This is a genomic window from Corynebacterium oculi (genome assembly GCF_001412105.1).
GTDB lineage: Bacteria > Actinomycetota > Actinomycetes > Mycobacteriales > Mycobacteriaceae > Corynebacterium > Corynebacterium oculi.
In genome coordinates this window covers 336439-361540 of sequence record NZ_LKST01000002.1, presented here as the reverse complement: position 1 = coordinate 361540, position 25102 = coordinate 336439, and the positions used below count along the sequence as shown (strand labels likewise).

Below are 25102 nucleotides of genomic sequence, written 5' to 3'. Positions count from 1 at the left end.
GCTAGACCCGAGAACCGCTAAGAACCACGCGCCGTCACGCACAAGCCCGCACTCCGCGAGAGAAAGTGACCCATGAGCACCACCATTGTCCACCTGGTACGCCACGGCGAGGTGTATAACCCCGCCAAGATTCTTTATGGCCGGTTGCCCGGCTATCACCTTTCCTCCCGGGGCCAGAGCCAGGCGGCGCGCACCGCGCGCGCCTTTGAGGAGCATGACGTGGTCTACCTTGCGGCCTCCCCGATGGAGCGGGTGCAGGAGACCTCCGCCCCCATCAAGGAGGTCACCGGCTGCGAGATTCGCACCGATGAGGCCCTGATCGAGGCGGGAAACCGCTTTGAGGGCCTGCGTACGAAGGGGTGGCGCTCGCAGCTGTGGAACCCGGTGCGCTGGCCGCTCATGGTCAATCCCAGCTTGCCGAGCTGGGGGGAGCACTACGAGGCGATCCTGGAGCGCATGCAGGGCGCGATCGAGCGCGCCAGGGTGGTGGCGGAGGGCCACGAGGCGATCCTGGTGAGCCACCAGCTGCCCATCGTGATGGTGCAGCGGTGGGCCGCCAATAAGCCCCTGGCGCATAACCCGGCCACGCGCCGCTCCGATCTGGCCTCCGTGACATCCCTGATCTTCCAGGACGATCAGTTGGTGGAGCACCGCTACAGCGAGCCGGCCCGAGAGATATAGGCCGTAGCGATGAGGGCCAAGGGACAATATGGAAAGCGGGTTCTTGCCGCCGTGCTGGTGGCGGGAGCCGCGGGCATGGCGGCGTGCAGCGCGGATCAAACTGCCGGGCAAAACGCCGTGAACCAGGGAGAGGGCTCTTTTTCCTTCTATTCCCCCGGCGGGGCTACGGAGATTTTTTATGAGCCGGAGGAGCGCCAGCCGGTGCAGGATTTCTCGGGTGATTCCCTCATGGAGGAGGGCACCACGGTGGCGCTCTCCGATTTTAAGGATCAGGTGGTGGTGCTCAATTCCTGGGGGCAGTGGTGCGCGCCATGCCGCTCCGAGGTGGATGACCTGGAGGAAACCCAGGAGGCCATCACTCCGCTGGGGGCCACGGTGCTGGGCATTAACGTGCGGGATTATAACCGGCAGATCGCCCAGGACTTTGTTAAGGACAATGGCGTGACCTACCCCTCTTTGTACGATCCTCCCTTCCGCACCGCCGCCGCGCTCGGTGGGGTTCCGGCCAGCGTGGTTCCCACCACTATCGTGTTGGATCGTCAGCATCGCCCCGCTGCGGTATTCCTGCGGGCGATCACGGCCGGAGAGCTTATCGACGTCGTGACGCGCATCGCCCAGGAGTAGCACCGTGGGAGAATATCTTGCCGAGCTCGCCGCCTCCGGCCCCGTTGTTCTGGGCGTGCTGGCGGCCGCCCTTGCCGGGCTAGTTTCCTTTGCCTCCCCCTGCGTGGTGCCCCTGGTTCCGGGGTATCTTTCCTATCTCACGGGCACCGTGGGTGGGGAGATGAACTACGAGGGGGAACACGGCCCGCAGGTGGGCAAGCGCCGTCAGTGGGCGGTGGTGCTCGCCGCGGTGCTCTTTGTGCTGGGTTTCACCGTGGTGTTTCTGCTGGCCACGGTGACGGTGTTTGGGGTGATCGGCACGCTGGCGGTGCAGGCGGAAATGCTCATGCGTATCGGCGGAGTGGTCACCATCCTCATGGGCATGGTGTTTATGGGCCTGGTGCCGGGCCTGCAACGCGATACCCGCATGGCCCCGCAGCGGTGGACCACCTGGCTGGGGGCGCCCCTGCTGGGCGGGGTCTTTGCGCTGGGCTGGACGCCCTGCCTGGGGCCCACGCTGACGGCGATCATCTCGGTGTCCGTGGGCACCGAGGGCATGACGGCCGTGCGTGGAGTGGTGCTCATCATCGGCTACTGCCTGGGGCTGGGACTACCCTTTATCTTGTTGGCCCTGGGTTCCGGCGCGGCGCTGCGCGGAGTCGGTTGGTTGCGGCGGCACACCAGGGGGATGCAGATTTTCGGCGGGGTGCTCATGGTGCTCATCGGCCTGGCGCTGGTCACGGGCCTGTGGGCGGAGTTCATTACCTGGGTGCGCCAGTGGACCGTGGAATACGGCGCCACGCTGGTATAAGGCCCCACGAGCGAAGGAGGAAGGCATACGATGAAGCACGCGGCGAGGTATCTGCGGCGAGCCTGGAACTGGCTCACCAGCATGCGCACGGCCCTGGTGCTGCTGTTCCTCCTGGCCGTGGCGGCCATTCCCGGTGCGCTTTTGCCGCAGCGCAATCTCAGCCTGGCCAACGTGGAGGAGTACCTGGCGGAAAACGGCCGGCTGGCGCAGTTTTATGATCGCCTGCAACTCTTTGACGTGTTCAGTTCCACCTGGTTCACCGCCATCTACGTGCTCTTGATGATCTCGCTCGTGGGCTGCATCATTCCGCGCAGCTGGGAGCATTACAAGGCCATGCGCACGCCCCCGGTGCGCCCGCCCAAGCGCCTGGAACGAATGCCGCATCACAGCTCGGACGTGGACGCGCGCGAGATGGCAGAGGTGGAATCCGTGGTGCGGGAGCGGTTCTCCCGGTGGCGGGTGGCGGAGTACACCCCGCAGGAGGATCGCGCCGGAAAGAGTGCCTTTTCCGCCGAGCGTGGGTACGCCCACGAGTTTTTTAACCTGGTGTTTCACCTTTCCCTGGTGGCGCTGCTGGTCACCGTGGGCCTGGGCAGGCTGGTGTATTACGAGGGGCACGTCATTGTGGTCACGGAGTCTGGCTCGAACGATTCCCTGGCGCTCAACCAGTCCACGGAGTTTTGCAATACCTCCCCCGCGAACTTTGATTCCTTCCGCGCGGGGCCGCTTTTCGACGGCACGGGCCTCAATCCCTTCTGCTTCCACGCTCATGACTTCACGGCGGATTACCTCCCCAGCGGCCAGGCGGAGATGTTTAGCTCGAATATCTCCTATGCGGAAGGGGAGGACATCACCAAGGATCCGGCCACCTGGGAGGACTACGAGCTCAAGGTGAATCACCCGCTGCGCATGTCCGGGGATCGCCTGTACCTCCAGGGCCACGGTTTTGCCCCCACCTTCACCGTCACCTGGCCCAACGGGGAGCAGCGCACGCAGACCCTGCAATGGCGCCCGGATGATCCCACCTTCTTCCTCTCCTCCGGGGCCATGCGCTTTGACCCACCGGCGGGCATGTACCCGGATCTCTACGAGCGCCGCCAGAACCAGCTGGCTATTCAGGGGTTATTTGCCCCCACCGCGCAGTGGTCGGGGGAGAACGGAGAGCTGTTGACCTCCTCGTTCCCCACCATGCGCGATCCGGCCGTGGCCATCGACGTCTACCGGGGAGATAACGGCCTTGATACCGGCGTGGGGCAGAACATCTTTACCCTGGACCCCACCTTGATCCACGCGGGACAGCTGCAAAAGATTGATCGCGTGAACCTCACCCAGGGCCAGTCCGTGACCCTCGATGATGGCACCGTGGTGACCTTCGAGGGGGCCAACGAGTACGCCAACTACGTGGTGGCCTCCGATCCCACCGAGGTCTGGGTGCTGGTGTCTGCCGTCACCATGCTCGGCTCTTTGGTGGCCTCGCTGATGGTGAAGCGTCGCCGCGTGTGGGTGCGTCTCTCCCCGGCATCGGGGGGTGGCACCCTGGTGGAGATGGCCGGGCTGGCGCGCACGGATCGCGCTGGGTGGGGCGCGGAGTTTGAGGTGTTGCGCCGCCGTGTGCTGGGCCTGCCGGAGGACGATGAAGAAGAGGAATAGGCTGCGGCGGGTCTGGTAGCGTCTGCTGTCAGTACACGTTTGTGGAGGAAGAAGCCAAAAATGTCTGTGAATACCAGCCTGGCGGGCCTGTCGGATAATACGTTCCAGGCCGCGTTTCTGGTGTACTCGGTGGCCCTGGTGGCCTCCCTGTTTTATTACGTGAAGATGCAGGCGATCATTCGTCTGCGCAGAGTGGAGCAGCCCGTGGCGGTGGCGGCGGGTTCCGTCCTGGAGGAAGTACCGGCGGAGGAGGCCCAGGGCCCGAGCCTCAAGGAGCGCGAGGCCAGCGCGGCCAAGTGGGCCGGGGCCACCCAGGCGTTGGTGTGGACGGGCATCATTCTCCATGTGATTTCCGCCGTCACGCGCGGGTTGTCCGCTGGACGTTTTCCCCTGGGCAATCTCTACGAGTACGTGCTGGTGGTCTCCTGCATCACCCTCACGGTGGCAGCCGCGGTGGTGCAGCGCCGTGGGCAGCAGGTGGTGTGGCCGTGGATTTTGACGCCCCTGCTGGTGCTGATGTTCGTCGGTGCCACCAAGCTCTACGCGGATTCCGCCCCGGTGGTGCCCGCCCTGCAATCCTATTGGCTGCCGGTTCACGTGACCACGGTGTCCACGGGCGCCTCCATCGGCATCGTCTCCGGCGTGTTTTCCCTGCTGTACCTGCTGCGGGTGTGGCAGGCTCCGGGCGAGGAGTCCACGGAGGGCGTGGCGAGGTTCTTTGGCGCGATGGCGGCTCCGCTGCCCTCGGCGGAGAAACTGGATTCTATTGCCTATAAGTTGGCCGTGTTTACGCTGCCGATTTTGGGCATGGGCATTATATTTGGCGCGATTTGGGCGGAGGACGCCTGGACGCGTTTTTGGGGCTGGGACCCCAAGGAGACGTTCTCCTTTATCTCCTGGATTCTCTATGCCGCGTACCTGCACGCTCGGGCCACGGCTGGCTGGAAGGTCGGGGCGGCCTGGGTGAATATCCTGGCGATGGGCACGATGGTGTTCAATCTCTTCTTTATTAATCTGGTAGTCTCTGGTCTTCACTCTTATGCCGGTTTGAATTAAATCGCCTCATATTGGGGCGGGAATTATGGCAAAAATTGCGGAGAGTTGCGGGTAGCAACCTCCGTCTTTTTATGGGGGAATATACCGTTTTGTCCGTTTCTGGGGGACTCTGTGGTCTATGTGTGAGAGCGTGGTCCAACGCCCGGTTAGGGCCATAATTTCATACATTTCACCTGGGAGGGTGGGGTGTCTGAAAATGGGGCTTCGCTCCGCCCTCTTTTTGGTATAGATGGGGGAAGAGGGGTAAGAAGTTGGCGCGAGGCGCGCTTATCGGTGTAATGTCTCGCTGTAAAAGAAAAATGCTTAGGGCATGGAAGAGGTGGGTGAAGGCTATGGCGTTACCTCGGCGGAAAACCGGCAAGCCGGCAGGGGATGTGCCGGAGCTACTGGAGCTGGGCACGCAGTTGGCCGAGCGGAGGCGTCAGCTTGGCCGCCTTCAGCAGGACGTGGCCGACGGCGCGGGGGTATCGCGTTCTACGCTGCACGCCATCGAGCACGGGGCCTCGGGCGTTCGATGGGAAAAGGTCGTGGCCGTGGCGAGGGAGTTGCAGCTCGCGATGAAGTTCGTCGAAGGAGCCTAAGGCCTAGTCTAGGTCCACCGTCTGTGGCCGTCGTCCGTGTCCGTCGCGGCGGCGGTACGCATGATCGTGCGCGGCATCGCTTGTTAGCCTGGCTCTTATGAACATTCTGGTCACCGGCGGGGCCGGTTTCATCGGTTCTAACTTCGTGTTGCGCACCTTGGAGCGCACCGAGCACACCCTCACGGTGCTGGACTCGATGACGTACGCTGCCAACCCCGGCAGCCTGGCGGGCTCGGCCGAGCGGGAAGCGCAGCGCCTGCGCTTAGTAGAGGCTTCCATCACGGATGAGAACACCGTGAATGACCTCGTGGAACAGGCCGATCTGGTGGTGCACTTTGCGGCCGAATCCCATAACGATCGCTCCCTGCGTTCCCCGTTAGATTTCGTGCGCACCAACGTGGAGGGCACGGCGGTGCTGTTGGCGGCGGCGGCTCGGCACGGGGTGCGCTTCCACCACGTTTCCACGGACGAGGTTTTTGGTGATCTTGCCCTGGACGATCCCGCGCGTTTCCGGCCGGATAGCCCGTACCGCCCGTCTAGTCCCTACTCGGCCTCCAAGGCCGCCAGCGATCACCTGGTGCGCGCCTGGGTGCGTAGTTTTGGGCTGGAGGCCACCATCTCCAATTGCTCCAATAATTATGGGCCGCGCCAGCACCCGGAGAAGTTCATTCCCCGGCAGATCCTCAACCTCCTGGCAGGAGAGCCGCCCCGCGTGTACGGCACCGGCCGCAACGTGCGCGATTGGATTCACGTGGACGACCACAACGACGCCGTGTGGGCCATCATCGAGCGCGGCACCCCCGGCGAGACCTACCTGATCGGCGCGGATGGGGAGCGCAGCAACATGGAGGTGGTGCGCGAGTTGAATCGGATCTTCGGCCGGGATCCCGATGATTTCCTGCACGTCACGGACAGGCCGGGGCATGATCGTCGGTACGCGATAGATCCCTCCTCCACCCGGGCGCTGGGCTGGGAGCCCGCACACGCGGATTTCCCTCGGGGGCTGAGGGAGACGGTGGAGTGGTACCGGGAGAACCCGCAGTGGTGGCGGGAGGCCTTCGCGGCGTCGGAAAGCGCTTACCGGCGCGGCGAGCGGCAGTTCCCGCATTAGAATGGCGGGCATGTTTGAACCCGTAGCAGGATGTGAGGGCGCACTGCGCCTGGTGCCCACCGTCTATCCCGACCAGCGGGGAACGTTCCACGAATGGTTCAAGGCCAGCGAGTTCGAGCAGGCCACGGGCTACCCCCTGGACGTGCAGCAGGCCAATCTGTCCACCTCCACGGCGGGGGTGCTGCGCGGACTGCACTACGCGGAGGTGCCCCCGGGGCAGGGAAAACTGGTGATGTGCGCGGCGGGCTCGATCTTTGACGTGCTGGTGGACGTGCGGGAGGGATCGGAGAACTTCGGCAGGTGGGCGGGCTTCGAGCTCAGCGAGGAGAACCGCCGGGGCCTGTACATTCCGGCCGGTTTTGCCCACGGCTTCCTCGCGCTCAGCGACGCCACGGTGGTGTACCTGACCACCTCGGAGTACCAGCCGGAGGTAGAGCACGGCATCGATCCCTACGACCCACAGATAGGGATCGAGTGGCCGGCGGGGGAGGCGCTGCTCTCCGCGAAGGATCGCCAGGCCCCCAGCCTGGCCGAGGCGCGCGAACGGGGAACGCTGCCCAGCGCGGAGGAATGCCGGGCGTATCATACCGACCTGCGCAACGCTTGGGCCGTGGCCAATGAAGAGGCCGGGCTGTGAAGGGCATCATCCTCGCCGGCGGCACGGGCTCACGGCTGCGCCCCATTACTTTCGGTGTATCCAAGCAACTGGTGCCGGTGTATGACAAGCCCATGATTTACTATCCCCTGAGCACCCTCATGCTCGCGGGCATCACGGACATCCTGGTCATCACCACTCCGCAGGATCGCCCCCAGTTCGAGCGCCTGCTGGGGGACGGCTCCCAGTTTGGCGTGCGCCTCACCTTTGCCACCCAGGACTCCCCCTGGGGGCTTGCCGACGCCTTCCGCCTCGGCGCCGAGCACATCGGCACCGACTCCGTGGCGCTGGTGCTGGGAGACAACATCTTCTACGGCGCGGGGCTGGGCACCCAACTGCGCCGCTACACCGAGGTGCGCGGGGGGGCGATCTTTGCCTACTGGGTGTCCAACCCCCAGGCCTACGGCGTGGTCTCCTTCGACGGGCAAGGGCGAGCCACCTCCCTGGAGGAAAAACCGAGCAACCCCCGCTCCCACTTCGCCGTGCCGGGGCTCTACTTCTATGACAACTCCGTGGTGGAGATCGCGCGAAACCTCACCCCCAGCGCGCGGGGGGAACTAGAGATCACGGATATTAATAACGAGTACCTGCGCCGTGGTGAACTACACGTGGAGGTGCTGCCGCGCGGCACGGCCTGGCTGGATACCGGCACCGTGGACATGCTCATGGCCGCCGGGGACTTTGTGCGGACCATCGAGCAGCGCCAGGGTTTGAAGATCGGCGCGCCGGAGGAGGTGGCCTGGCGCATGGGCTACATCACCAGCGAGGAACTGCGGGAACGCGCCGAGCGCCTGCGGGCCTCCGGCTACGGGGAATACCTGAGCGAGATTCTGCGCCGGGACGCGGCGGGCTAATCGGCCTCGGGGCCGTCCTCCTCGGTGGTTTTGCGCCGCCGCTCCTCTTCCTTCTTCCTGGCCTCCTCCGCCTGTTCGCGGGCGCGGCGCTCCTTGAACCGCTGCTTGTCAATGTTCCACAGGAAATCGGGATCATCGTCCGGGCCCTTAATCACGGGAGGCTGAGGCGGCCGCCGGAGCGCGCCCCGGCGGTTCCAGGTGCCGGGACCAAAGGCCTTCCACAGCAGCACCACCGCGATCACGATTAAGGCAACGAGTATCAGACGGCCCACGTATCCATTCCTCCTTGACGTTGTCCCCATAGTAGCGTGGGGGAGGTGAGTGACGATCAACTGCTGCGCAAGAACGCCAACCGTGCCCTGCTCAAGTACGGACTGGCCCGGCTGGGCCTCTTTGTGGCGCTCACCGCAGTGATTCACACGGTGGCGTGGCTGGTGGGCAGCCCCTTCCCGCTGCTGGCCTCGGCCACGGGCGCGCTCCTGATCGCCTTCCCGCTTTCCATGCTCATCTTTCCCACGATGCGGGTGGAGGCCAACCAGGCGGTGGCGGCCTGGGCGCAGCGCCGCCGCGAGCGCAAGGAGTGGATCGCGCAGGAGTTGTCCGAACGCTAGTTGCGCGAGCGCTTTGAGGGGTACTGGAAATATCTGAGTTTATAATATAAACTCAGATATGGTTGAGACGCAGCCCACTGAAAAATATCCCGAAAGGCGCAAGCATGGCACGCAAGGCAACCGGCAAGATCACCGTGGAGGAACGCGGTCCCGTCCTCCTCGCCCACATGGACGGGGGTGAATTGCAGGAGTTCGGCCCGATCCTGGCTCAGGAACTGGAAAAGGTTGTGGACCGAGCCGATGAGGATCCCAATATCCATGCCGTGGTGTTCACTGGCACCCACCCGGATCGCTTCATAGGGCACGCCGAAGTGCGGTGGTTGCAGGAGGGCGGCGCGACGGTCCCCTCGGTGGGGGTTAAGGGGGCCTCGGCACTATCGAGCGTGGCCCGCGGCGTGAATAACCTGGGTGGAATGGAGTCCGTGGTGGGCAAGACCCCGCTGTGGCCCGCCATCGAACTGGAGCGCACGCACGAGACCTTCCTGAAGATGAACCGCAGCGGCGTGATCTTCATTGCCGCGCTCAACGGCTCGGCGCTCGGCCTGGGCGCGGAGTTTGCCTGGGCTAATGACGTCCGCATCTTCGCCGAGGGTGACCATGTGCTCGGTCAGCCCGAGGTGCTCTTTGGGATCATGCCCGGTGGCGGCGGCACCCAGCGCCTTACCAGGCTCGTGGGCACCCACCGCTCCCTCATGGCTGTTTTGGAGGGCAAGCCCTTTACCCCAGCGGAGGCCCTGGAAATTGGCGCGGTGGACGCGGTGGTCTCGCCGGAAGAACTCATCGACACCGCCATTGCCTACGGCGAGCGTCTGGGTAGCCGCGCCAAGACCTCGTTGGCCGCGATCAAGCGCTCCATCTACTTTGGTGGTTCCGATGATCTGGAATCCGGCCTGCACATGGAGCGCGCAGAGTTCCTGGCCACGGCCCTGTCCCAGGAGGGGCAGGCGGGAATGCTCAATTACATGGCGGCCACTGATCGAGCCGGTGAACTCCCGCTGTACCAGCCGGGTGGGTATGAGGCCGCTCTGCGCGAGGGGACGGTGCGCGCCGCTATTCGGGAGTCGGGAGAGGGGTAATCGGCTTGCCGTAGCCAGGAAATAGGAAGGAGTCCCCGGGGTGGGGCTTCTTTTAGATGGTTGTTCTTTTTGGATCTAAAATTATGTGTGTTAGATCAGCGCGCTGATTCCAGTGCAAACCCTGTGGTGTCAGTCTCCATCACAGGTAGGGAAGGTGACCCTGTCAAAGAAGAGGAACTACCGCGAGGATGACGGTTCTCTGCGATGGTTTCTGGGTCGTGTTGTAGCCAGCGTCCTCGCAGGATATATCCGTGACGGCGTTACTTGGCTTATCAACCTTATCCAGCCTCACCGAGAATCCTCACCTGTCTTAGGGGGGGCGGGTGGGGATTCCCTTATTTTCCTCCTAGTGAGGATGATGCCTTTTAGACTAAAACGATCTCCTCTCGATGGTAAGAGCCTCTAGGTGGGATTCCCTGGTTCTAGTAGTGCGTGAAGAAGGCCGCGTAGTTGCGCTCTTTGCTCGGGGCTTAGCTGGTGGGCAAACGAGCCTTGGCTGCGCACGGCCTCGGAGAGTTCTTGTTGTAGCTCGGAACCCGCTGTGGTGAGCTTAAGCATTTTGACTCGTCGGTCTGCGCCGGGTATTCGGGTGGCCAGGCCGCGCTGCTCTAGTTGATCGGCGATGCCGGTGACGTGGGAGGGGTCGCAGGCTAATTCCGTGGCGATCTCGCGCATGGATCGGGGTGTATTCAAGAGGATCACGGTGCGGGCGAGGTGGACGGGGAGGCCTAGGGGGGCTACTGCGGTGGCAAAAGAGGAACGGGCCTGCTCGGCCACGGTCACGATCATGCGGGCCAGGTCCCGGGATTCTGCGAGGTCAGGGGGGTTAGTGTTCATGCCGCAAGCATACATGGTTTGACAAAGATTGAGTAGTCAATTATTTTTTAGTCATCCAACTCGGAAGGATGTGGTGAGGATGGCCAAGGAGAGGGTCGTACAGGGATGGTCGTGGAGCGGCCGGTATCTTGCGGTGGCGCTCGCCGCCACAGTGGCTAATGCGGCGTTGTTCTTTCTGTCGGTTAGCGTCGGCGCTTCCATGAGGATTAATTCCTCTGGTTACTCGGAGATCACCGCCCTCATGGTTGTCTTATCCACATTGTTCCCGTTGGTGTTTGCGCGGTGGTTGACACTGTTGGTGGGGAGAAGGTTCCCCGCTTTTATTCAAATCGCCCTATGGTTGGGGCTGCTTGTTGCAGTGCTATCCATTCCTAGCCCATTCTTCCTTTCGGAAGATATGGCAACCGCATTTTCCTTGGCCGCTATGCATGTTGTTGCCGGCGCGGCCTGGTTCTGGGGAATGAGTCTGTTTGGAGTGATGAATAATGGAAGATAGAAACTCTGTAGTGGAGATGTATTTCCGGGCATGGGGAGAGCGTGATTCCTCCCTGTTGCGTGGAATACTTCACCCCGACGTGGACGTTGTGGGTCCGCTGGGGGTGATCCGGGGATCGGATGAGTACGTGCAGGCGCTCGGGCATATCTCCTCTATCACGCGCAAGATTGACGTGATAAAAAGGTGGAATGATGGGGGAGATGTGCTCACCTGGTTCGACCTTTATCACACCTATGGGGACGAGGGTTCCCCTGTGGCTAATTGGGTTCATGTGGAAAACGGATTAATTAATCGCGTGCGGATTACCTTTGATGCGCATGCTGTTTTTGGAAAGGAATAACAATGTCTATTATTTCTACGATTGCGGTTATTGGTGCTACCGGCCAGCAGGGTGGTTCTGTGGTGAACGCTTTGCTGGAGCGTGGTGGTGTGACAGTCCGGGCCCTGGTGCGTAACCCTGAGAGTGAGAAAGCGCAGGCGCTGGCCGCGCGCGGGGTGGAGCTTGTTACAGGTGACCTCACCAAGCCGGAGAGCATCGATTCCGTGCTGGCTGGTGCGGACGCCGCCTTTGCTATGACCACTATGGGTGGCCCCGGCGGCACGGACTTTGAGGTGTCCACGGGTAAGGCCGTGGCGGATTCTGCGCAACGCGTGGGCCTGCCGCACCTGGTGTTTAGCTCCGTGGGAGGCGCCGAGCGACACACGGGGATCGGCCACTTTGAGAGCAAGCGCAGGGCGGAGGAGTACATCGAATCGCTGGGTATTCACGCCACGTTCCTGCGCCCGGTGTTCTTCATGGAAAACCTCTTGGGCATGGGCGTGAGCGTGGAGGACGGAACCGTGGTGGTGCGCCAGCCCCTTCCGGCTGATATCCCCCTGCAAATGGTGGCCGTCCAGGACATCGGACGCACGGCCGCGACCATCCTCCTCGGTGGTTCCGAGGTAGAGGGCGCGAGCGTAGAAATCGCGGGAGATGAACTCACGGGACCGCAGCTGGCGGAGATTTTTGGTCAGGCCATGGGGCTCCCCGCACGTTATGAGGAATTGCCGCTGGAAACCCTGGCAGGAATGGGCGACGCCGCCACAATGTTTGAGTGGTTCACCAAACTCCCGGCTTACCAGGCAGACTTTGAGGCCACCCGTCGGCTGAACCCCGAGGTGCTTGACCTCAAGAGCTGGGTTGCGGCTATTAATTGGGCTGCGGGCGCTCGTTAGAGGGGATACGATGATGGCTCAGAATATCCTGATCGTGGGAGTTGGCGGCCTGGGCGAGCACATGGTGTATGAGGCCCTGGAGCGCGGAGCCCGCGTGAGCGTGATGGTGCGCGATGAGGCTAAACTCCGAAGCCGCCTCAGCGCGGAAACGCTGAATCACTTGGAGAAGATCACGGTGGGCGATGCCACCGATACCGCAGCCTTAGACGAGGCCATGCAGGGGATTGACGTGGTGATCTCGGGCAATGGAGCCCACAGGAAGATGGCCCGGGAGATGGCGCAAGCGGTGAGGTGCAATGGCGTGCAGAAACTCTTGTGGCCCGCCGGTGGCACGAACCTTATGGCCGAGGACGGCGTGACGCCCGCGTATTTAAGCAATATGAGTGGCAAAGAAGGCTCCGTGCGCTTTAACGCGGAAAAGATCTATCGGGCGCACCAAGTGTGCATCGATGAGATCCGTGCAGCCGGGGTGAACTACGTGATCTTTTGCCCGGGGCGGATGACCTCTGTGGGATACCGCAGCCCGGAGGTAGCCTCCACGGTGCGGGTGAACAGGGTGGCGGGCATGTCCGTTTCCTACGAGGATGCCGCCTGGGTGATGATCGAGGCCGCGCTCACCAGCCAGTGGGACGGCGAACTCATCAGCGCCGCCACCCCCGCCTGATCCACTATTCCCCCAGCACCCCCACGGAACTGCGGCTTAGGCACACGCCGGGGGCGTCGATAAGCAGGCGGGTGCCGCCCCCGCTTACCTGCACGTAGGTGCTGTGCAGGCCGGGCTCCAGGGGGACGGTGACGGGCGCGCCGTCGAGGGCCAGCGTGCCGGTGGTGTGCTCGGGGGAGAAATAGTTGAGGCGCACCACCCACTCGCGGTCGATGAGGGGGCCGTCGAGGGCTAACTCGGGGGCAGAGTCGCACTGCTGCGGGGACACCGTGGCGCGCATCTCGTGGAGTTGCGCCGGGCGCAGGGAGCCGTCCGCGCCGACGATCACCGGCTCGGGGGTGGCGCTGGCCACGCGGTCGCTGTAGTGCGAAAGCCGATTGTAGGGGTGCGTGACGGGCAGCAGAACCTCCAGCGGAAGATCCTGATCCAGCAGGGGAGCCTCGTACTGCTCAAGTGCGGCGTCAAGCCCGTGGAAGAAGTCGCGGCTGGGCTGTTGGGCCCAGGAGTGGGCGAAGGCCACCGCGCTCACCAGACTGGACACCAGCCACGCCAGGCCAAGGCCCCGCGCGATCCTCGGCAGCGGCGAGGGGAGGCTATAGGCAAGGGCCACGGCCGCGAGCACCGCCACCTCGCTGACGTGGCGCAGCGTCTGGGTGATCTCCCAGGCGGTATCCGGCCCCGAGCGCGCCAGCGCCAGGGCGAGAAAAGGCAGCAGAGGATAAAGCACCACCGGAACCCACGCGCCCGCGCGGCGCACGGTGAGGGCAAGGAGCGCGCACCCGGCCGCGGCCCCCAGCAGGATCACCCCGGCGTGCGGGGCGGCCCACGGCGGGCCGGGGTGCCAGCGCTCCCAATGCCAGGGGCCTCCGGCCAGCGTGGGCAGCAACCCCAGCCCGTAGCCGTGGGAGAAAAACGGCAGCGGATTCGCCGGGGAGGTGCGCGGATCGCCCACCGCCAGGGCATACACCGCACCCCACAGGAGGGTGGGCAGGATCAGACCGAGGGAGAGAAAAGCCCGGCAGGCCGGGGCCATGCCGCGCAGCAGCCCACAGCACAGCAGCATGAGTAGCACCACGGGGGCGAAGAAGAGGGCGCGCTCGCTAAAAAGCGCCCCGCCCAGCAGCGTCGCGCCGGAGAGCAGCGCCCAGCGCGCGGATTGTTTGCTTGATGACGCCCGCGTGGCGCGAAGCCCCGCCCCCAGGCACAGGGCGAGCGCCGCGTGCAGCGGAAGCGTGTTGACGGCCGCCGCCAGCCACGTGGAGGTGGTCAAAGTGAGGGGAGTGAACAGGTACGCGGCCAGGGGCAGGAGGCTGCGGCTTAGCGGGCGATAAGCCCAGGCCACCGCCGCCCCCGCCGCCAGGTTCCCCACCGCCAGCGCGAACACCGCCGCCGGCCAGTTCAGGGGCGCGGCATGGGCCAAGGACCAGACGATGAGCCAGGAACCGGGCATGAGGTGACCATCGTGCGGGCTTAACAGCAGCGTGAGATCGGGGAAACGATGCTCTCTGGCCTGGGCAAAGAGGGTGAGATCGTCATAGTAGAACCAGCCTTGGGCCGCCACTGCGGTGCGCACGAGCACGCCGATGACCAAGAGTGCTGCGAGGGCGATGCGGGGTGTGAGGGCGACGTTGCGCATGCGGCGTGGGGCGGACACGCAGCCACGGTAGCAAAAAGGGCGATGGGGATACGATGAGGCAATGAGCGATAAAAATAAGCAGTACGTGGTGCTACAGGTGTTACTCAAGGAGAAATTATTGGGTACGGGGTCCGGGAATATCTCAGAGCTGGAATCGGTGATAAACAAGCAGGCGGCCAAGGGATACCGGCTGCACACCATCACCACCTCCTCCTCCGGCAGTAAGGGCTGGGGTGGGGGAGACCGGGTGCAGGCCACCCTGGTGTTTGAGAGCCTGTAGCCTCTGTGCTTATCTGCCGCTCAGTGCTGCGATCAGCAGCATCACCGGCAGCGAGGCAAAGGTGGTGAGCATGACGGTATCGCGCGCCACGATGGTGCCCTTGCGGAACGTGGCGGCGTAGTTGTACACGTTCTGCGCGGTGGGCAGCGCGGCCAGGATGATCGCCGCGTAGCGCTCCTGCCCCTCCAAGCTCAGGGCGAGGGCCAGCAGCCAGGCCAGCAGCGGCATGACGAGGGTTTTGAGCCCCGTGGCCAGGAGCACCCGGGAGCGATCCTTGGGCGAATCGAGCACCGAGGTGGTGTTGAGGGAGGCACCGAAGCTCATCAGGATCATGGGGATCGAGGCCCCGCCGAGGATCTCCAGGGGAGCCATCACGGGCTCGGGCACGGTCATCGAGGTCAGGCACACCACCAGCCCCGCCGCCGACGCCACCACAATCGGGCTGAGCAGGGCCGTGCGGACAGCGCCGAGCACCGCGCGCGTGGTGCCGCCCGCACCCGCGCCGCTGGCCCCCAGCACCGCCAAAAGAAGCGGGGTGAGCAACACCATCTGGATCACCAAGATGGGCGGGATATACGCCGCGCTGCCCAGCACGTACATGCTCACCGGCAGGCCAATGTTATTGGAATTGACGTACGATGCCGCCGCCGCGCCCATCGCGGTATCCGCCGCACTGTGCTGCTCGCGGCCCGGCAACAGGCGTGCCACGGCGAGAAACACCGCCCCCGTGAGCAGCGTGGCCAGCAGACTCACCGCGATCACGGGGGAGAACAACGCCTGCGGCGGCGAGGTGGATACCACCGTGAAGAGCAGCGCGGGCGTGGCGGCATAAAAGGCCACGCGGTTGAGCATGAGGCGCGCCTCGCCCGGCGGAATGATCTTGGTGCGCCCCAGCACGTACCCCACGGCGATCACCACCATGATGATGGCAAACCCGGTGATGACCCCGATCATCCTGCTCCCCTCTCCTAAGCCAGCAGAAAGGCCGCGAACATCGCCACCGACCACACCAACATAGCCCGCCCCGTGAGCCCCAGCACGGGGATCAGCGCCCCTCCCGTGGCCCCACGGCGCACCGGGCGCGTGCCGACGACCCCCAGCGGCACCGCGAGCAGACCCAACAGCGCCCACCAGGTTGCGGACACCGCCAGGAACAGGGAGACAACAAAGGGAACGGCGACGAGGCCACAGAAGAGGCGGCGCGTGGGGGCGTCGCCAATCCGCACGGCGAGGGTGATCTTGCCGCTGGCGGCATCGGAGGGAATATCGCGCAGATTATTGGCCAGATTCACCGCCGCGGAGATGGAACCCACGCCCACGGCGCAGATCAATCCCACCCAGGACGCCGCCCCAGCCTGCGTGTATTCCGTGCCCAGCACCGCCACCAGACCAAAGAACACGAACACCGCCACCTCGCCCAGGCCCCGGTACCCGTAGGGGCGCGAACCCCCGGTGTAGAACCACGCGCCGGCAATGCACCCCGCGCCCACCAGAATCAGCCACCAACTGCTGCTCAGGCTCAGGGCCACCCCCAGCACCCCGGCCACGGCGAAAGAAAGGAAAGCCGCACGCTTGACCGCGCGGGGGGCCGCGATGCCGGAGCCGGTGAGGCGCAGGGGGCCGGAACGGTCCTCATCGGTGCCGCGGATACCGTCGGAATAATCGTTGGCGTAATTCACCCCGATAATCAGAGCCCAGGCCACCCCCAGGGCGAGCAGGGCGCGCCACCAACTCGCACTACCCTGGAACGCGGCGGCCCCGGTACCAGCGATGACCGGGGCTAGGGCGTTAGCCCAGGTGTGGGGGCGGGCGCCGGCCCACCAATCGGCGGGGGAGGCGCTGTGGGGCTGCGGGGAGGAAGACATGGGCCTTATTGTCTCACTTGGCCTGGGATCGAAGGGCGGGGAGGGGGAGCTGATACTGGCTTATGACAGTCCACCTTGATTGTCACAAGAACGGCGAGGAGTCCCACCAATGCTGTGAAACTCAGTGAGGCTCCTCGTGAGACTAGCTGAGCAGGTTGATAATCGTGTCGAGGATATTACGTTTTCTGCCAGCCGCCCTAGGAGCCGAGAAGTTTGTTTTAGTCCCAGCAGGATAGTCGGAGTAGGTTCGTATTGGTTAAAGGTAGAAGCCCATCGTCAAGGACTCGGAGACGTCGATAGAGAATCTGAAGCGTGGCCTTATCCGGTATGTGTTTACGGATGCAAGCTGCTTCGAGCACGGTGAGGGTGCTCAACAGATGAATTGATCCTATTTCCGGGGAGTATCTGCGGAGACGGTCCAAGCGTCTTTGCTCTGTGGCCGCTATTTTTCTGCCACCGCTATCATCCATGAGGATTGTTATGTTCCCTCCGGCTTCGGCTGCGATCGCGGCATGGGCGATCACCATGATCTCTCCCAGATTCTTGCCGGAGCGGCGGCGTTCCTGCATGGGAAGCCCTGTTATTCGCTGCACGGCGGCACCGAGTTCGGGAGTGGCTTCATCGTTGAGGATCTCCATGTATTTTTGGAGTGATCTTTTTCCATACGCGCGCAGCAGCACGGAATCTTTGATCGCGGTGTGCTTTACGGAGGATCTCTTCTTCTACTGTTGCGGGGACGGCAAGGGGGCCGATGGTCTTGAGGAGTAGACGTTCTTGGTTGATGGAAAAGAAGTTGAGGCCGGGGCCTGCATCCATGATGGGGCGGTGGGGCATGGGGCAGCGTTTTCCTCATCACCTAGATCACTGAGATCAATGGCAATAGGTGGAAGGTGCTCGGGGAGAATATCTATAGGCTCATGCGTTGAAGGGTGGATACCGGCTTCGTGAAACTCCTGCATGAGGTCGGCTAAAGGGAGTCCCCGCAGGGTAGCAATGGTCTGAGCAGATACCACTCCTTCGAGGTATCCCTCCGTGGCGCGCGCGACTAGGGATTGCGGCGCTCGGGTGGTGGAAGAGTCCTTTTGTAACACCGAATAGTGATCGCTCCAGCCGTATCGCGTGGCTAGCTGCGCGGTGCTGTATTTTCGCCACTGATCCACGGTGTCTTGGGAAATGTATCCAGCGCTGCGCATGGCGATAGCCGCGATAAATGGAGAAACCAGAAAGTGCTGTACCACGGAGGAAAGATGTTTTTCCGTGATGCGTATGGGGCTGCCGAGAAACCCGCGGAGGCCATCTATGGGAATGAGCAGGTGGCGGGCGAAGGCATCGGCCCGGATCTCCTCGGGTCTGCGATGAGTGGTGCTGTACCAGTCTTTGAATATCACGTGCCCGAGTTCGTGGGCGAGGGTGCTGCGTTGCCGCATGGGGTTGAGAGTGCGTGCCACGCCGATAAAAACGGTTCCTCGCAGAGGATCTCGCATGGCCAGCCCGTGGGTATCGGGTTCTGTGTCGAGTATGGCTACGTCATGGCCTGTGGCCTGCTCGATGAGGGCGATGAGATCACCTAGGGGTTGAACCCCTAGGTGATGTTCTTGGCGGAATTGTTCGGCGGCGCGCTGTGCTTGCTGTTCGTTGGAAGAAGTCATTGTTCCGCAATGATCCCTTGATCTTCCAGGTAGGAATCGATTTCTATGAAGTGGAGAAGGCGTTCGCGCATGGCGGCCGCGTCGGCGTTGTTGGTGGTGCGTGCCGCATACTGTACCCGTTGTTCGAGGGCGGTACCCGTCAGTTGCGCCACGGTGTGCCCTGTGGCGTCTGCTATGAGAATCACCTCGGGCATGGTGGGGGCGCGGTCGCCGCTGATAATGCGGCTCAGGGTTGTTTGGGATATGCCTGTGCGCGCTGCAAGGCCTCGCTGTGAGATTTTTGCCGCCTTGAGAGCATGGTTGATGGAGGTAGGAATGGTGGACATGGTATATCCCTCCCGGCCCAGATTGAATCACTGCTATCAAAACTGATTCAATCCTAGCCGAGAGGGACACCGGGGGAGGAGTAGGTCTACCCCTCAGCCACCCCCGCCTGCTGGTTGCGCCGCACCGCGATCCGGGCGAAGTCCGCCGCGCTCCACAGGGAGGCGCCGATCATGATGGCGTCTTTAATCACCAGCCTGCCGGGTGCGACCAGGAGCGGGAAGCCGCCCTCTCCACCGCCCTTGTCGGAGACCCATACCTCCGGCGTGGTGACGAGGAAGGAGAGCGTGACCACGCTCATGCCCACCAGGAGGAGGGAGCCGAGCACGCCCACCTTGGGCCAGATCCAGCCCAGGGCGATGAGCACGCCGATGGTCACGATGGTGCCGCCGATGAGCAGGGCGATGGTGTAGGTGCCGTTGGCCTCGTGCCAGGCGTGGGCGGCGGCGTCGGCCGCGCCCTCGGGGATCTTATTGGCCGCGTAGTTTTCCGGGTCTCGCATGAGCCAGGACATGAAGGGGCTGTTGGCCACGAAGGGGATGATTCCCTGGGCCTCGTAGTCAAAGATCTTGAGGGCGCCGATCCACACGGTTACGATCACCAGCCCGAGCCTGGTGAGGGTGGCCCCCAGACGATCCAGGTTGGCAATTTTGGTCAATATGGTGTGCATATTAAAGCAATACCCTCCTTGGGGTGGCCATGAGTCATAGCGGGGCCGGATGTGCCCCACCAAAGGCCGATACTGTACCGAGTGGCCGCCGGTGACCGCAACGCACCGTCGGCACGTACGGTAGCGTCCACATATAGGTTCTCGGGGCATGTAGGGTGGGGTGGTATTTTTTTGATGCGAGAGGGCATGGCGCGCGCTATGGCCGTGGATAGGCGGAGGCACCATGTGGACCAGGTATGTTGCCGGCCAGGTGGTCAGTTTCATCTTCACTCTTTTCCGCCTGATCCCGCTGCGGTGGAATAACCGCTTCTCCCGCTCCCGTATTCCGAGGTGGACCGGGCAAGACGCCCCCGAGGTTCTCATCTCCTTGACCACGCACGGCCGCCGCCTGCGCACGGTATTCCTGGCTATTGAATCGGTGGCGCGCGGCCCTCGGCGGGCGCCCATCGTGCTGTGGCTCGACCCGGAGGATTACGATCGCCCGGAAGCCTGGCCGCCTAGCCTGCATCGGCTGGTGCGGCGGGGACTGACGGTGTGCCGGGGCGACGGCGGATTGGGGCCGCACGCGAAGTACTGGAATCAGTTTCGCGCGGTGGCGGGCACGGATACCCGCGTGGTCACCATTGACGATGACGTGATCTACCCCGAGTGGTTCCTGGATCGCCTGCTCACCATCGGCGGCCTGCGCCTGGACGCGGTGGTGGCCTACCGTGCCCACCGCATCGAGCTGAGCGAGGGGCGCATGCTGCCGTACATGAAGTGGAGCCCCGCCGATACCTGCGAGGCCAGCCTGTTGCACTTTGCCACCGGGGTTTCGGGTGTGTGCTACCCGCCCGCCTTCATCGAGTACGTGGTGGCGCAGGGCGCGGAGTTTCAGGAGGTGGCACCGACGGCGGACGACGTATGGCTGCATCTGTGTGCGCTGCGCTCCAACCACCCGGTGCGCCAGGTCTTTGCCCACCCGCGGAACTTTGCCATCGTGCCCTCCACCCAACTGGGCGCCTTGGTCTTAAGCAACGGCGTGGGCGGCGGCAACGATGAGCAGATAGCGCGGGCCTATACCCCGCGGGACGTGGCTCGGTTGGTGGAGATCAGCGGGAGAGAAGATTAGTCCCCGGCCAACAGGTTCGCCACGCCTGCGCGGTGGATCTTGCCCGAGCCGGTGCGCGGCAAGGCGTCGAGGCGCCGTAACTCCTTGGGCAGTTGCCAGCGCGGTAGATCGTCAAGGGCCTCGACGAGGTCTCCGGGCTCCGCGCTGCCGGTATAGGCCACGGCAATCGCCTGCCCCAGGCGGGGGTGCGGCACGCCCACCACGCAGACCTCCGCCACGCCGGGGACGTTGCGCAGGTGCTCCTCTAGCACCTCGGGGTGGAGTTTTAGTCCGCCGGAATTAATCACCGCGTCGAGCCGGCCGCGCACGGTGAGCCTATCGGCGTCGTCAAGCGCCCCGGCGTCGCTCGTGGCAAACCAGCCCTCCTGTGCGAAGGCCTCGTGCCCGGGGGCGTTGCGGTACCCGCGCGCGATCATCGGCCCGCCCAGGTAAATCCGATCCTGCTCGCCCAGGCGCACCCGCGCGCCGGGCAGGGGGCGGCCATCGTACACGCAGCCGCCGGAGGTCTCGGAGGCGCCGTAGGTGCGCACCACGCGAATACCCAGCTCGGCGGCCGAGCGGGCGTCGGCGGCGCGCAGGGGGCCTCCGCCCACGAGCACGGCGCTCAAGGTGCGCAACGCCTCGATGCCCTCCAGGCAGTCCAGGGCCTTCAGCAACTGCGCGGGGGTGAGCGAGGTATAGGCGCGCCCGCCCGCTAATCGACGCACCGCCTGGGCAAAGGCGGGTACGGAAAACCCGGAGCGCAGGTCGAGGCAGATGGGCTCGGTGCCTGCCACGAGGGAGCGGACCAAAACCTGGAGCCCCGCGATGTAGTGCCCCGGCATGGCCAGCAGCCAGGTGCCCTCGCCCCCGAGAGCTTGGTGCGTGGCGTCCGCGCTGCTCACCAGGTTTGCCGCGGTCAATTCCGCCCCCTTGGGCGTGCCGATGGAGCCCGAGGTGCCCACTACCAGGGCCACCTCGGGATTAATTTCCTGCCCCACCCGCTGCGTGGTACGCAGAAGTTCGGCCCGGGCGGGATCGTTATCGGGCAGGGGGAGCAGGCTGCGCTGCCCCGCGATGGCCTCCTGGAGATCGGGCAGGATCGCGGCGGGGTTAGCGCTGGGAATGACGAGGGGTTCGAGGATGCGCTCGGTCATTCCTCGTAGATTAGTGCGTGAAGCCTCTGTTATGCCTTAGCGACGGCAGCGGTGGAGCGGGAGCGGAAGAGGAGGGCGTCGGCCGCGATGCGGCCCGGCCCGGCCACCGCCAGGGCGAGGGCGCAGGCCCCGATCGCGCCGGGAAGTTCCCAGCCGCCGTCGGAGGCGAGAATGCCGTTGCCCACGTGGGCGATGAGCGCGGCGCCCAGCATGTTCAGGAAGACCAACGCGCCGACGAGGGGCGTGAGCAGACCCAGGATGAGGGCGATGCCGCCACCGAACTCGATGGCGGCGGCGATGAGCGCGCTGACCTGGGGCAGCGGCGCGCCCATGCCCTCGAACATGGTTTGGGTGGCGCTGATGTCAGTGACCTTCTGCCAGCCGTGGGCGATCAGGATGGTGCCCAGGAGCAGGCGGGCGATGAGGAGTCCAAAGTCTTTAATTATTGACACGACAACAAAATTAGCCCCTCGGGCCCCTCACGGCAACTTAATAGTAGAAGGGGAAGCCAGACCAATCCGGCTCGCGCTTGCCCAAGAAGGCCTCCTTGCCCTCCACGGCCTCGTCCGTCATATAGGCCAAGCGGGTAGCCTCACCAGCAAAAACCTGCTGGCCCATCAGCCCATCATCGGTGAGGTTAAAGGCGAACTTCAGCATGCGCTGCGCCGTGGGAGACTTCCCATTAATCTCCCGGGCCACCGCAATGGCCTCCTCCTCCAACTTGCCATGATCGGCCACGATGTTCACCGCCCCCATGCGGTGCATGGCCTCGGCATCATACGCGCGGCCCAGGAAAAAGATCTCCCTGGCAAACTTCTGACCCACCTGCTTAGCCAAATACGCGCTGCCATACCCAGCATCAAACGATCCCACGTCCGCATCCGTCTGCTTAAAGCGAGCCTCCTGGCGCGAAGCGATGGTCAGATCGCACACCACGTGCAGGGAATGGCCCCCACCGGCGGCCCAACCATTCACCACCGCGATCACCACCTTGGGCATCGTGCGGATCAACCGCTGCACCTCCAAGATGTGCAGACGCCCGCCCTCCACCTGCACGCGCTGCTCATCCACCGTCTCGGCGGTATCGCCCTCCGCGTACTGATACCCCGATCGCCCCCTGATGCGCTGATCCCCACCGGAGCAAAAGGCCCACCCCCCGTCCTTCTCGCTGGGGCCGTTGCCGGTGAGCAACACCACACCCACGTCCGGGGAACGGCGCGCGTGATCGAGCGCCCGATACAACTCATCCACGGTGTGCGGGCGAAACGCATTGCGTACCTCGGGGCGATCAAAGGCAATGCGCACGATGCCATCGCGGCGATGCTCGCCCACGTGGCGGTGATAGGTGATGTCCGTGAGATCCTCGAACCCCGCCACGGCGCGCCACTGCTGGGGATCAAAGGGTTGCTGGGTGCTGTAACTCATGGATATGAGTGTAGGGCGCGGTGCCACTGGTGTACTGCTTGGACATCACTGGGCAGTTGCGTACCTGGGGATCGTGCCGTGTGGACAATCTGTGCCACCACATCGTCAAGCGCATAATCCACGCAGGTATCGGAGTAACGCAGAATGAAGTACCCCGCTCGTTGGGCAGCGTTGGACTTCCACCGATCCCGTATGAACACGTCCGTGGCGGTATGAAACTGTTGTCCATCAACTTCCACCAGAATCGGATAGCCCACCACCTTGAGATCAAACACATACGGGCCCACCCGGACATTGGATTGGGTAAAAAGGTTCTCCCTGGATAGAGCATGAGCCAATCGGCGTTCCGTCTGACTTGATGCGCCGATGACAGCCGATCCGGTTATTTTCCTCATGACATTCTTTGCCGCAGGGTTTAACGCGGAGAAATCTTTGTCATACTTTTTGGTGCCGTCCAGCCCGGAGTAAGAGCGCTCCAAAAAATTGAGCAATTTTGCGCGCGGCCATGCCTGAATAAGACCCTGTGCGGTAAACACAGGGGAGGTTACCCGCAGGCCTTGCTGTATCCGCGTGCGGCTTATCGACGCCCTGTTCAACCTCACCGTATCCGTCTGGACGGGAGATCCCCGTCGAGGCAATAACCCAGAAATCGGCCACGATAGTGCCTCCCATCCGTAGAGATAGGCCGCCGTGTGGCCGGAGAAAACCATGTGTGGCCAGCGGTGCTGAATAGCGCGCAACCGGGTTAGGTCAGGCGCCTTGGGTCGGATGTAGAGGCTGTGGGCTAAGCGCTCCAGGGTTCCCTGCGCGATATGTTTTCTTATCTCACGTGGGGAAAGCCCGGCGCGGCGCAGATCCTGAGTAGTCCAAAAATCGGTCATGTGTGCGTTAGACGGCTTCACGGGGGTGAGTGGTTCCGTTCAGCCGGATTTTCCTCGCCGGTGTGTGACTGGTGGGAATCGCGTCCGCCCCTAAGCACAGTGAATGTACTTTTCTCTGCCACTGTGTGACAGGAGTGAACCCCACCAGCCACCAAGCGGAAGAAAAGCACCCAACCTCACCACTGTGAGAAACATGAGCACCCCAGGCGTCCAGCACCACTACCATGACCCCCATGATCCCTGTGCCCTCCCTCGATGATCTCCTAGACAGAACCCATGTCGTCGCCCTGCCCATGCGGGCCCGCTTCCGGGGGGTTACCACCAGGGAGGCCCTGTTGATCGAGGGGCCGCGTGGCTGGGGGGAGTGGGCCCCGTTTGTGGAGTATTCGGACGAGGAGGCCGCCACCTGGTTGGCCGGCGCCCTGGAATCCGCGTTTGTGGGGTTACCACCAGCAACGCAGGACTTCGTGGAGGTCAATGCCACCATTCCCGCCGTGGAGCCCCGGCTGGTGCCGGAGTTGTTGGCCCGGTACCCGGGGTGTCGCACGGTGAAGGTGAAGGTTGTGGAAAAGGGGCAGGGCCTGGGCGAGGACGTGGCGCGGGTGGAAGCCGTGCGCGAGGCATGCCCTGGAGTCCGGATCAGGGTGGATGCCAATAGGGGGTGGGCCCTTAACCAGGCGGTAGAGGCCGCGTGTCGCCTGGGCCCGCTGGATTATATGGAGCAGCCGTGCGCCACGGTGGAGGAGTTGGCGGCTCTGCGGGGGGCATTGAGAGAGAAAGGCCTCGCCACCCGCGTGGCGGCCGATGAGTCGATCCGTCGAGCGCGTGACCCGTACCGGGTGGCGGAACTTCGCGCGGCGGATGTGGCGGTGCTCAAGGTTGCTCCCCTGGGTGGGGTGCGGCGATTGCTGGAGATTGCCCGGCACATGGGGGAGTGCGAGATGAGCGTTACCGTGGCCAGCGCCCTGGACACGGCAGTGGGAATGAACGCCGGGTTGGTGGCGGCAGCGTCCCTGCCGCAGCCGCAGGCCCCGGCGGGGTTGGCCACGCAGAGCCTATTTGTTGAGGACGTTGCCGCGCCGCGCCGCCTTGTTGATGGCCGCCTGAGTACCGCCGCTGTGGTCCCCGGGGAGGCGCGGTTGCGTGGGTTGGCGGCCTCGGCGGAGCGCAGGCGGTGGTGGATCGAGCGCCTGGGGCGGTGCTTGGATCACCTACACTGACCCG

31 protein-coding genes and 1 pseudogene are annotated in these 25102 nt (G+C 63.8%); 19 read left to right on the top strand and 13 right to left on the bottom strand.

Features of this window, described 5'->3' with window-relative positions:
• Positions 1–72 precede the first annotated feature (72 nt).
• The 9 genes from Cocul_RS05730 to rfbA all read left to right on the top strand — a co-directional run bounded on the left by Cocul_RS05730 (position 73) and on the right by rfbA (position 8002).
• Positions 73–681, top strand: a complete 609-nt coding sequence (locus tag Cocul_RS05730) for a histidine phosphatase family protein (protein ID WP_055122325.1) — start codon at positions 73–75, stop codon at positions 679–681.
• 9 nt (positions 682–690) lie between these two features.
• Positions 691–1305, top strand: coding sequence for a TlpA disulfide reductase family protein (locus Cocul_RS05725; RefSeq protein ID WP_055122324.1), 615 nt, complete (start codon positions 691–693; stop codon positions 1303–1305).
• Between the two features lie 4 nt (positions 1306–1309).
• The gene (locus Cocul_RS05720; protein ID WP_055122323.1) at positions 1310–2095 is read left to right on the top strand and encodes a cytochrome c biogenesis CcdA family protein; all 786 of its coding nucleotides are present in this window, start codon (positions 1310–1312) and stop codon (positions 2093–2095) included.
• A gap of 30 nt (positions 2096–2125) precedes the next feature.
• Complete coding sequence (locus Cocul_RS05715; protein ID WP_055122322.1) at positions 2126–3745, top strand: cytochrome c biogenesis protein ResB; 1620 nt, start codon at positions 2126–2128, stop codon at positions 3743–3745.
• Between the two features lie 60 nt (positions 3746–3805).
• Positions 3806–4801: a c-type cytochrome biogenesis protein CcsB gene (gene ccsB / locus Cocul_RS05710; RefSeq protein WP_055122321.1), complete on the top strand. Its 996-nt coding sequence runs from the start codon at positions 3806–3808 to the stop codon at positions 4799–4801.
• A gap of 332 nt (positions 4802–5133) precedes the next feature.
• A complete protein-coding gene (locus Cocul_RS05705; RefSeq protein ID WP_055122652.1) occupies positions 5134–5382 on the top strand; it encodes a helix-turn-helix domain-containing protein in 249 nt (82 codons plus the stop codon).
• 97 nt (positions 5383–5479) lie between these two features.
• Positions 5480–6493, top strand: a complete 1014-nt coding sequence (rfbB, locus tag Cocul_RS05700; RefSeq protein ID WP_055122320.1) for a dTDP-glucose 4,6-dehydratase — start codon at positions 5480–5482, stop codon at positions 6491–6493.
• A gap of 10 nt (positions 6494–6503) precedes the next feature.
• The gene (rfbC, locus tag Cocul_RS05695; protein ID WP_055122319.1) at positions 6504–7130 is read left to right on the top strand and encodes a dTDP-4-dehydrorhamnose 3,5-epimerase; all 627 of its coding nucleotides are present in this window, start codon (positions 6504–6506) and stop codon (positions 7128–7130) included.
• On the top strand, positions 7127–8002 hold the full coding sequence (rfbA, locus tag Cocul_RS05690) for a glucose-1-phosphate thymidylyltransferase RfbA (RefSeq protein WP_055122318.1): 876 nt from the start codon (positions 7127–7129) through the stop codon (positions 8000–8002). Before rfbC ends, rfbA begins: the two co-directional genes overlap by 4 nt.
• Here rfbA and Cocul_RS05685 read toward each other — a convergent pair.
• Positions 7999–8274, bottom strand: a complete 276-nt coding sequence (locus tag Cocul_RS05685) for a hypothetical protein (protein ID WP_055122317.1) — start codon at positions 8272–8274, stop codon at positions 7999–8001. The genes rfbA and Cocul_RS05685 overlap by 4 nt on opposite strands.
• Before the next feature lie 45 nt (positions 8275–8319).
• Here Cocul_RS05685 and Cocul_RS05680 point away from each other — a divergent pair, with 45 nt between their 5' ends.
• Complete coding sequence (locus Cocul_RS05680; protein WP_245622117.1) at positions 8320–8613, top strand: DUF4229 domain-containing protein; 294 nt, start codon at positions 8320–8322, stop codon at positions 8611–8613.
• A 104-nt stretch (positions 8614–8717) separates the two neighbouring features.
• Entirely contained in the window at positions 8718–9689 is a 972-nt protein-coding gene (locus tag Cocul_RS05675; protein WP_055122316.1) for an enoyl-CoA hydratase/isomerase family protein, read from the top strand.
• 402 nt (positions 9690–10091) lie between these two features.
• Here the strand turns inward: Cocul_RS05675 and Cocul_RS05670 are convergent, their stop codons facing one another.
• On the bottom strand, positions 10092–10526 hold the full coding sequence (locus Cocul_RS05670; RefSeq protein WP_055122315.1) for a MarR family winged helix-turn-helix transcriptional regulator: 435 nt from the start codon (positions 10524–10526) through the stop codon (positions 10092–10094).
• Between the two features lie 79 nt (positions 10527–10605).
• Between Cocul_RS05670 and Cocul_RS05665 the strand changes: the two genes are divergently transcribed.
• Genes Cocul_RS05665 through Cocul_RS05650 form a run of 4 tightly spaced genes read left to right on the top strand, consistent with a single transcriptional unit; the run spans position 10606 to position 12901 of the window.
• Entirely contained in the window at positions 10606–11022 is a 417-nt protein-coding gene (locus Cocul_RS05665; RefSeq protein ID WP_055122314.1) for a DUF6069 family protein, read from the top strand.
• Complete coding sequence (locus Cocul_RS05660) at positions 11012–11362, top strand: nuclear transport factor 2 family protein (RefSeq protein ID WP_069723577.1); 351 nt, start codon at positions 11012–11014, stop codon at positions 11360–11362. Before Cocul_RS05665 ends, Cocul_RS05660 begins: the two co-directional genes overlap by 11 nt.
• A gap of 2 nt (positions 11363–11364) precedes the next feature.
• Entirely contained in the window at positions 11365–12237 is an 873-nt protein-coding gene (locus tag Cocul_RS05655; RefSeq protein WP_055122312.1) for an NmrA/HSCARG family protein, read from the top strand.
• Positions 12238–12247: 10 nt separating this feature from the next.
• Positions 12248–12901 carry an NAD(P)-dependent oxidoreductase gene (locus Cocul_RS05650; RefSeq protein WP_055122311.1) on the top strand — a complete coding sequence of 218 codons (654 nt, stop codon included), beginning with the start codon at positions 12248–12250 and terminating at the stop codon, positions 12899–12901.
• A 4-nt stretch (positions 12902–12905) separates the two neighbouring features.
• Here the strand turns inward: Cocul_RS05650 and Cocul_RS05645 are convergent, their stop codons facing one another.
• Positions 12906–14555, bottom strand: coding sequence for a hypothetical protein (locus Cocul_RS05645; RefSeq protein WP_150114388.1), 1650 nt, complete (start codon positions 14553–14555; stop codon positions 12906–12908).
• Positions 14556–14598: 43 nt separating this feature from the next.
• On the opposite strand from Cocul_RS05645, the gene Cocul_RS05640 reads away from it, so the two are divergent.
• Positions 14599–14817, top strand: a complete 219-nt coding sequence (locus Cocul_RS05640; protein WP_055122309.1) for a DUF4177 domain-containing protein — start codon at positions 14599–14601, stop codon at positions 14815–14817.
• 9 nt (positions 14818–14826) lie between these two features.
• On the opposite strand, the gene Cocul_RS05635 is transcribed toward Cocul_RS05640, so the two are convergent.
• Both Cocul_RS05635 and Cocul_RS05630 read right to left on the bottom strand, forming a co-directional pair.
• Positions 14827–15771, bottom strand: coding sequence for an AEC family transporter (locus Cocul_RS05635; RefSeq protein ID WP_055122308.1), 945 nt, complete (start codon positions 15769–15771; stop codon positions 14827–14829).
• Between the two features lie 14 nt (positions 15772–15785).
• Complete coding sequence (locus tag Cocul_RS05630; protein WP_055122307.1) at positions 15786–16682, bottom strand: 1,4-dihydroxy-2-naphthoate polyprenyltransferase; 897 nt, start codon at positions 16680–16682, stop codon at positions 15786–15788.
• Positions 16683–17194: 512 nt separating this feature from the next.
• Here Cocul_RS05630 and Cocul_RS12475 point away from each other — a divergent pair.
• Positions 17195–17335 (top strand): hypothetical protein, encoded by a 141-nt coding sequence (locus Cocul_RS12475; protein WP_160318493.1) that lies wholly within the window; start codon positions 17195–17197, stop codon positions 17333–17335.
• A 69-nt stretch (positions 17336–17404) separates the two neighbouring features.
• Here the strand turns inward: Cocul_RS12475 and Cocul_RS11865 are convergent, their stop codons facing one another.
• The 3 genes from Cocul_RS11865 to Cocul_RS05610 all read right to left on the bottom strand — a co-directional run bounded on the left by Cocul_RS11865 (position 17405) and on the right by Cocul_RS05610 (position 19313).
• Positions 17405–18331: an ImmA/IrrE family metallo-endopeptidase gene (locus tag Cocul_RS11865; protein WP_082422190.1), complete on the bottom strand. Its 927-nt coding sequence runs from the start codon at positions 18329–18331 to the stop codon at positions 17405–17407.
• Positions 18328–18657, bottom strand: a complete 330-nt coding sequence (locus tag Cocul_RS05615; RefSeq protein WP_055122305.1) for a helix-turn-helix domain-containing protein — start codon at positions 18655–18657, stop codon at positions 18328–18330. Before Cocul_RS05615 ends, Cocul_RS11865 begins: the two co-directional genes overlap by 4 nt.
• An 86-nt stretch (positions 18658–18743) precedes the next feature.
• Complete coding sequence (locus tag Cocul_RS05610; RefSeq protein WP_245622116.1) at positions 18744–19313, bottom strand: DUF417 family protein; 570 nt, start codon at positions 19311–19313, stop codon at positions 18744–18746.
• A gap of 235 nt (positions 19314–19548) precedes the next feature.
• Between Cocul_RS05610 and Cocul_RS05605 the strand changes: the two genes are divergently transcribed.
• Positions 19549–20436: a hypothetical protein gene (locus tag Cocul_RS05605; RefSeq protein WP_055122303.1), complete on the top strand. Its 888-nt coding sequence runs from the start codon at positions 19549–19551 to the stop codon at positions 20434–20436.
• On the opposite strand, the gene menE is transcribed toward Cocul_RS05605, so the two are convergent.
• The 5 genes and pseudogenes from menE to Cocul_RS13150 all read right to left on the bottom strand — a co-directional run.
• Entirely contained in the window at positions 20433–21572 is a 1140-nt protein-coding gene (menE, locus tag Cocul_RS05600) for an o-succinylbenzoate--CoA ligase (RefSeq protein ID WP_055122302.1), read from the bottom strand. The genes Cocul_RS05605 and menE overlap by 4 nt on opposite strands.
• Before the next feature lie 29 nt (positions 21573–21601).
• Entirely contained in the window at positions 21602–22024 is a 423-nt protein-coding gene (locus tag Cocul_RS05595; protein WP_055122301.1) for a DoxX family protein, read from the bottom strand.
• A gap of 37 nt (positions 22025–22061) precedes the next feature.
• The gene (locus tag Cocul_RS05590) at positions 22062–22997 is read right to left on the bottom strand and encodes a 1,4-dihydroxy-2-naphthoyl-CoA synthase (RefSeq protein WP_055122300.1); all 936 of its coding nucleotides are present in this window, start codon (positions 22995–22997) and stop codon (positions 22062–22064) included.
• A complete protein-coding gene (locus tag Cocul_RS12810; RefSeq protein ID WP_245622115.1) occupies positions 22994–23533 on the bottom strand; it encodes an endonuclease domain-containing protein in 540 nt (179 codons plus the stop codon). The genes Cocul_RS05590 and Cocul_RS12810 overlap by 4 nt, the downstream gene beginning before the upstream one ends.
• Before the next feature lie 240 nt (positions 23534–23773).
• Positions 23774–23878: pseudogene (locus Cocul_RS13150) on the bottom strand (type IV toxin-antitoxin system AbiEi family antitoxin domain-containing protein); the annotation flags it as partial.
• A gap of 236 nt (positions 23879–24114) precedes the next feature.
• Between Cocul_RS13150 and Cocul_RS05585 the strand changes: the two are divergent.
• Positions 24115–25098 carry an o-succinylbenzoate synthase gene (locus tag Cocul_RS05585; protein WP_169786404.1) on the top strand — a complete coding sequence of 328 codons (984 nt, stop codon included), beginning with the start codon at positions 24115–24117 and terminating at the stop codon, positions 25096–25098.
• Positions 25099–25102: the final 4 nt, after the last annotated feature.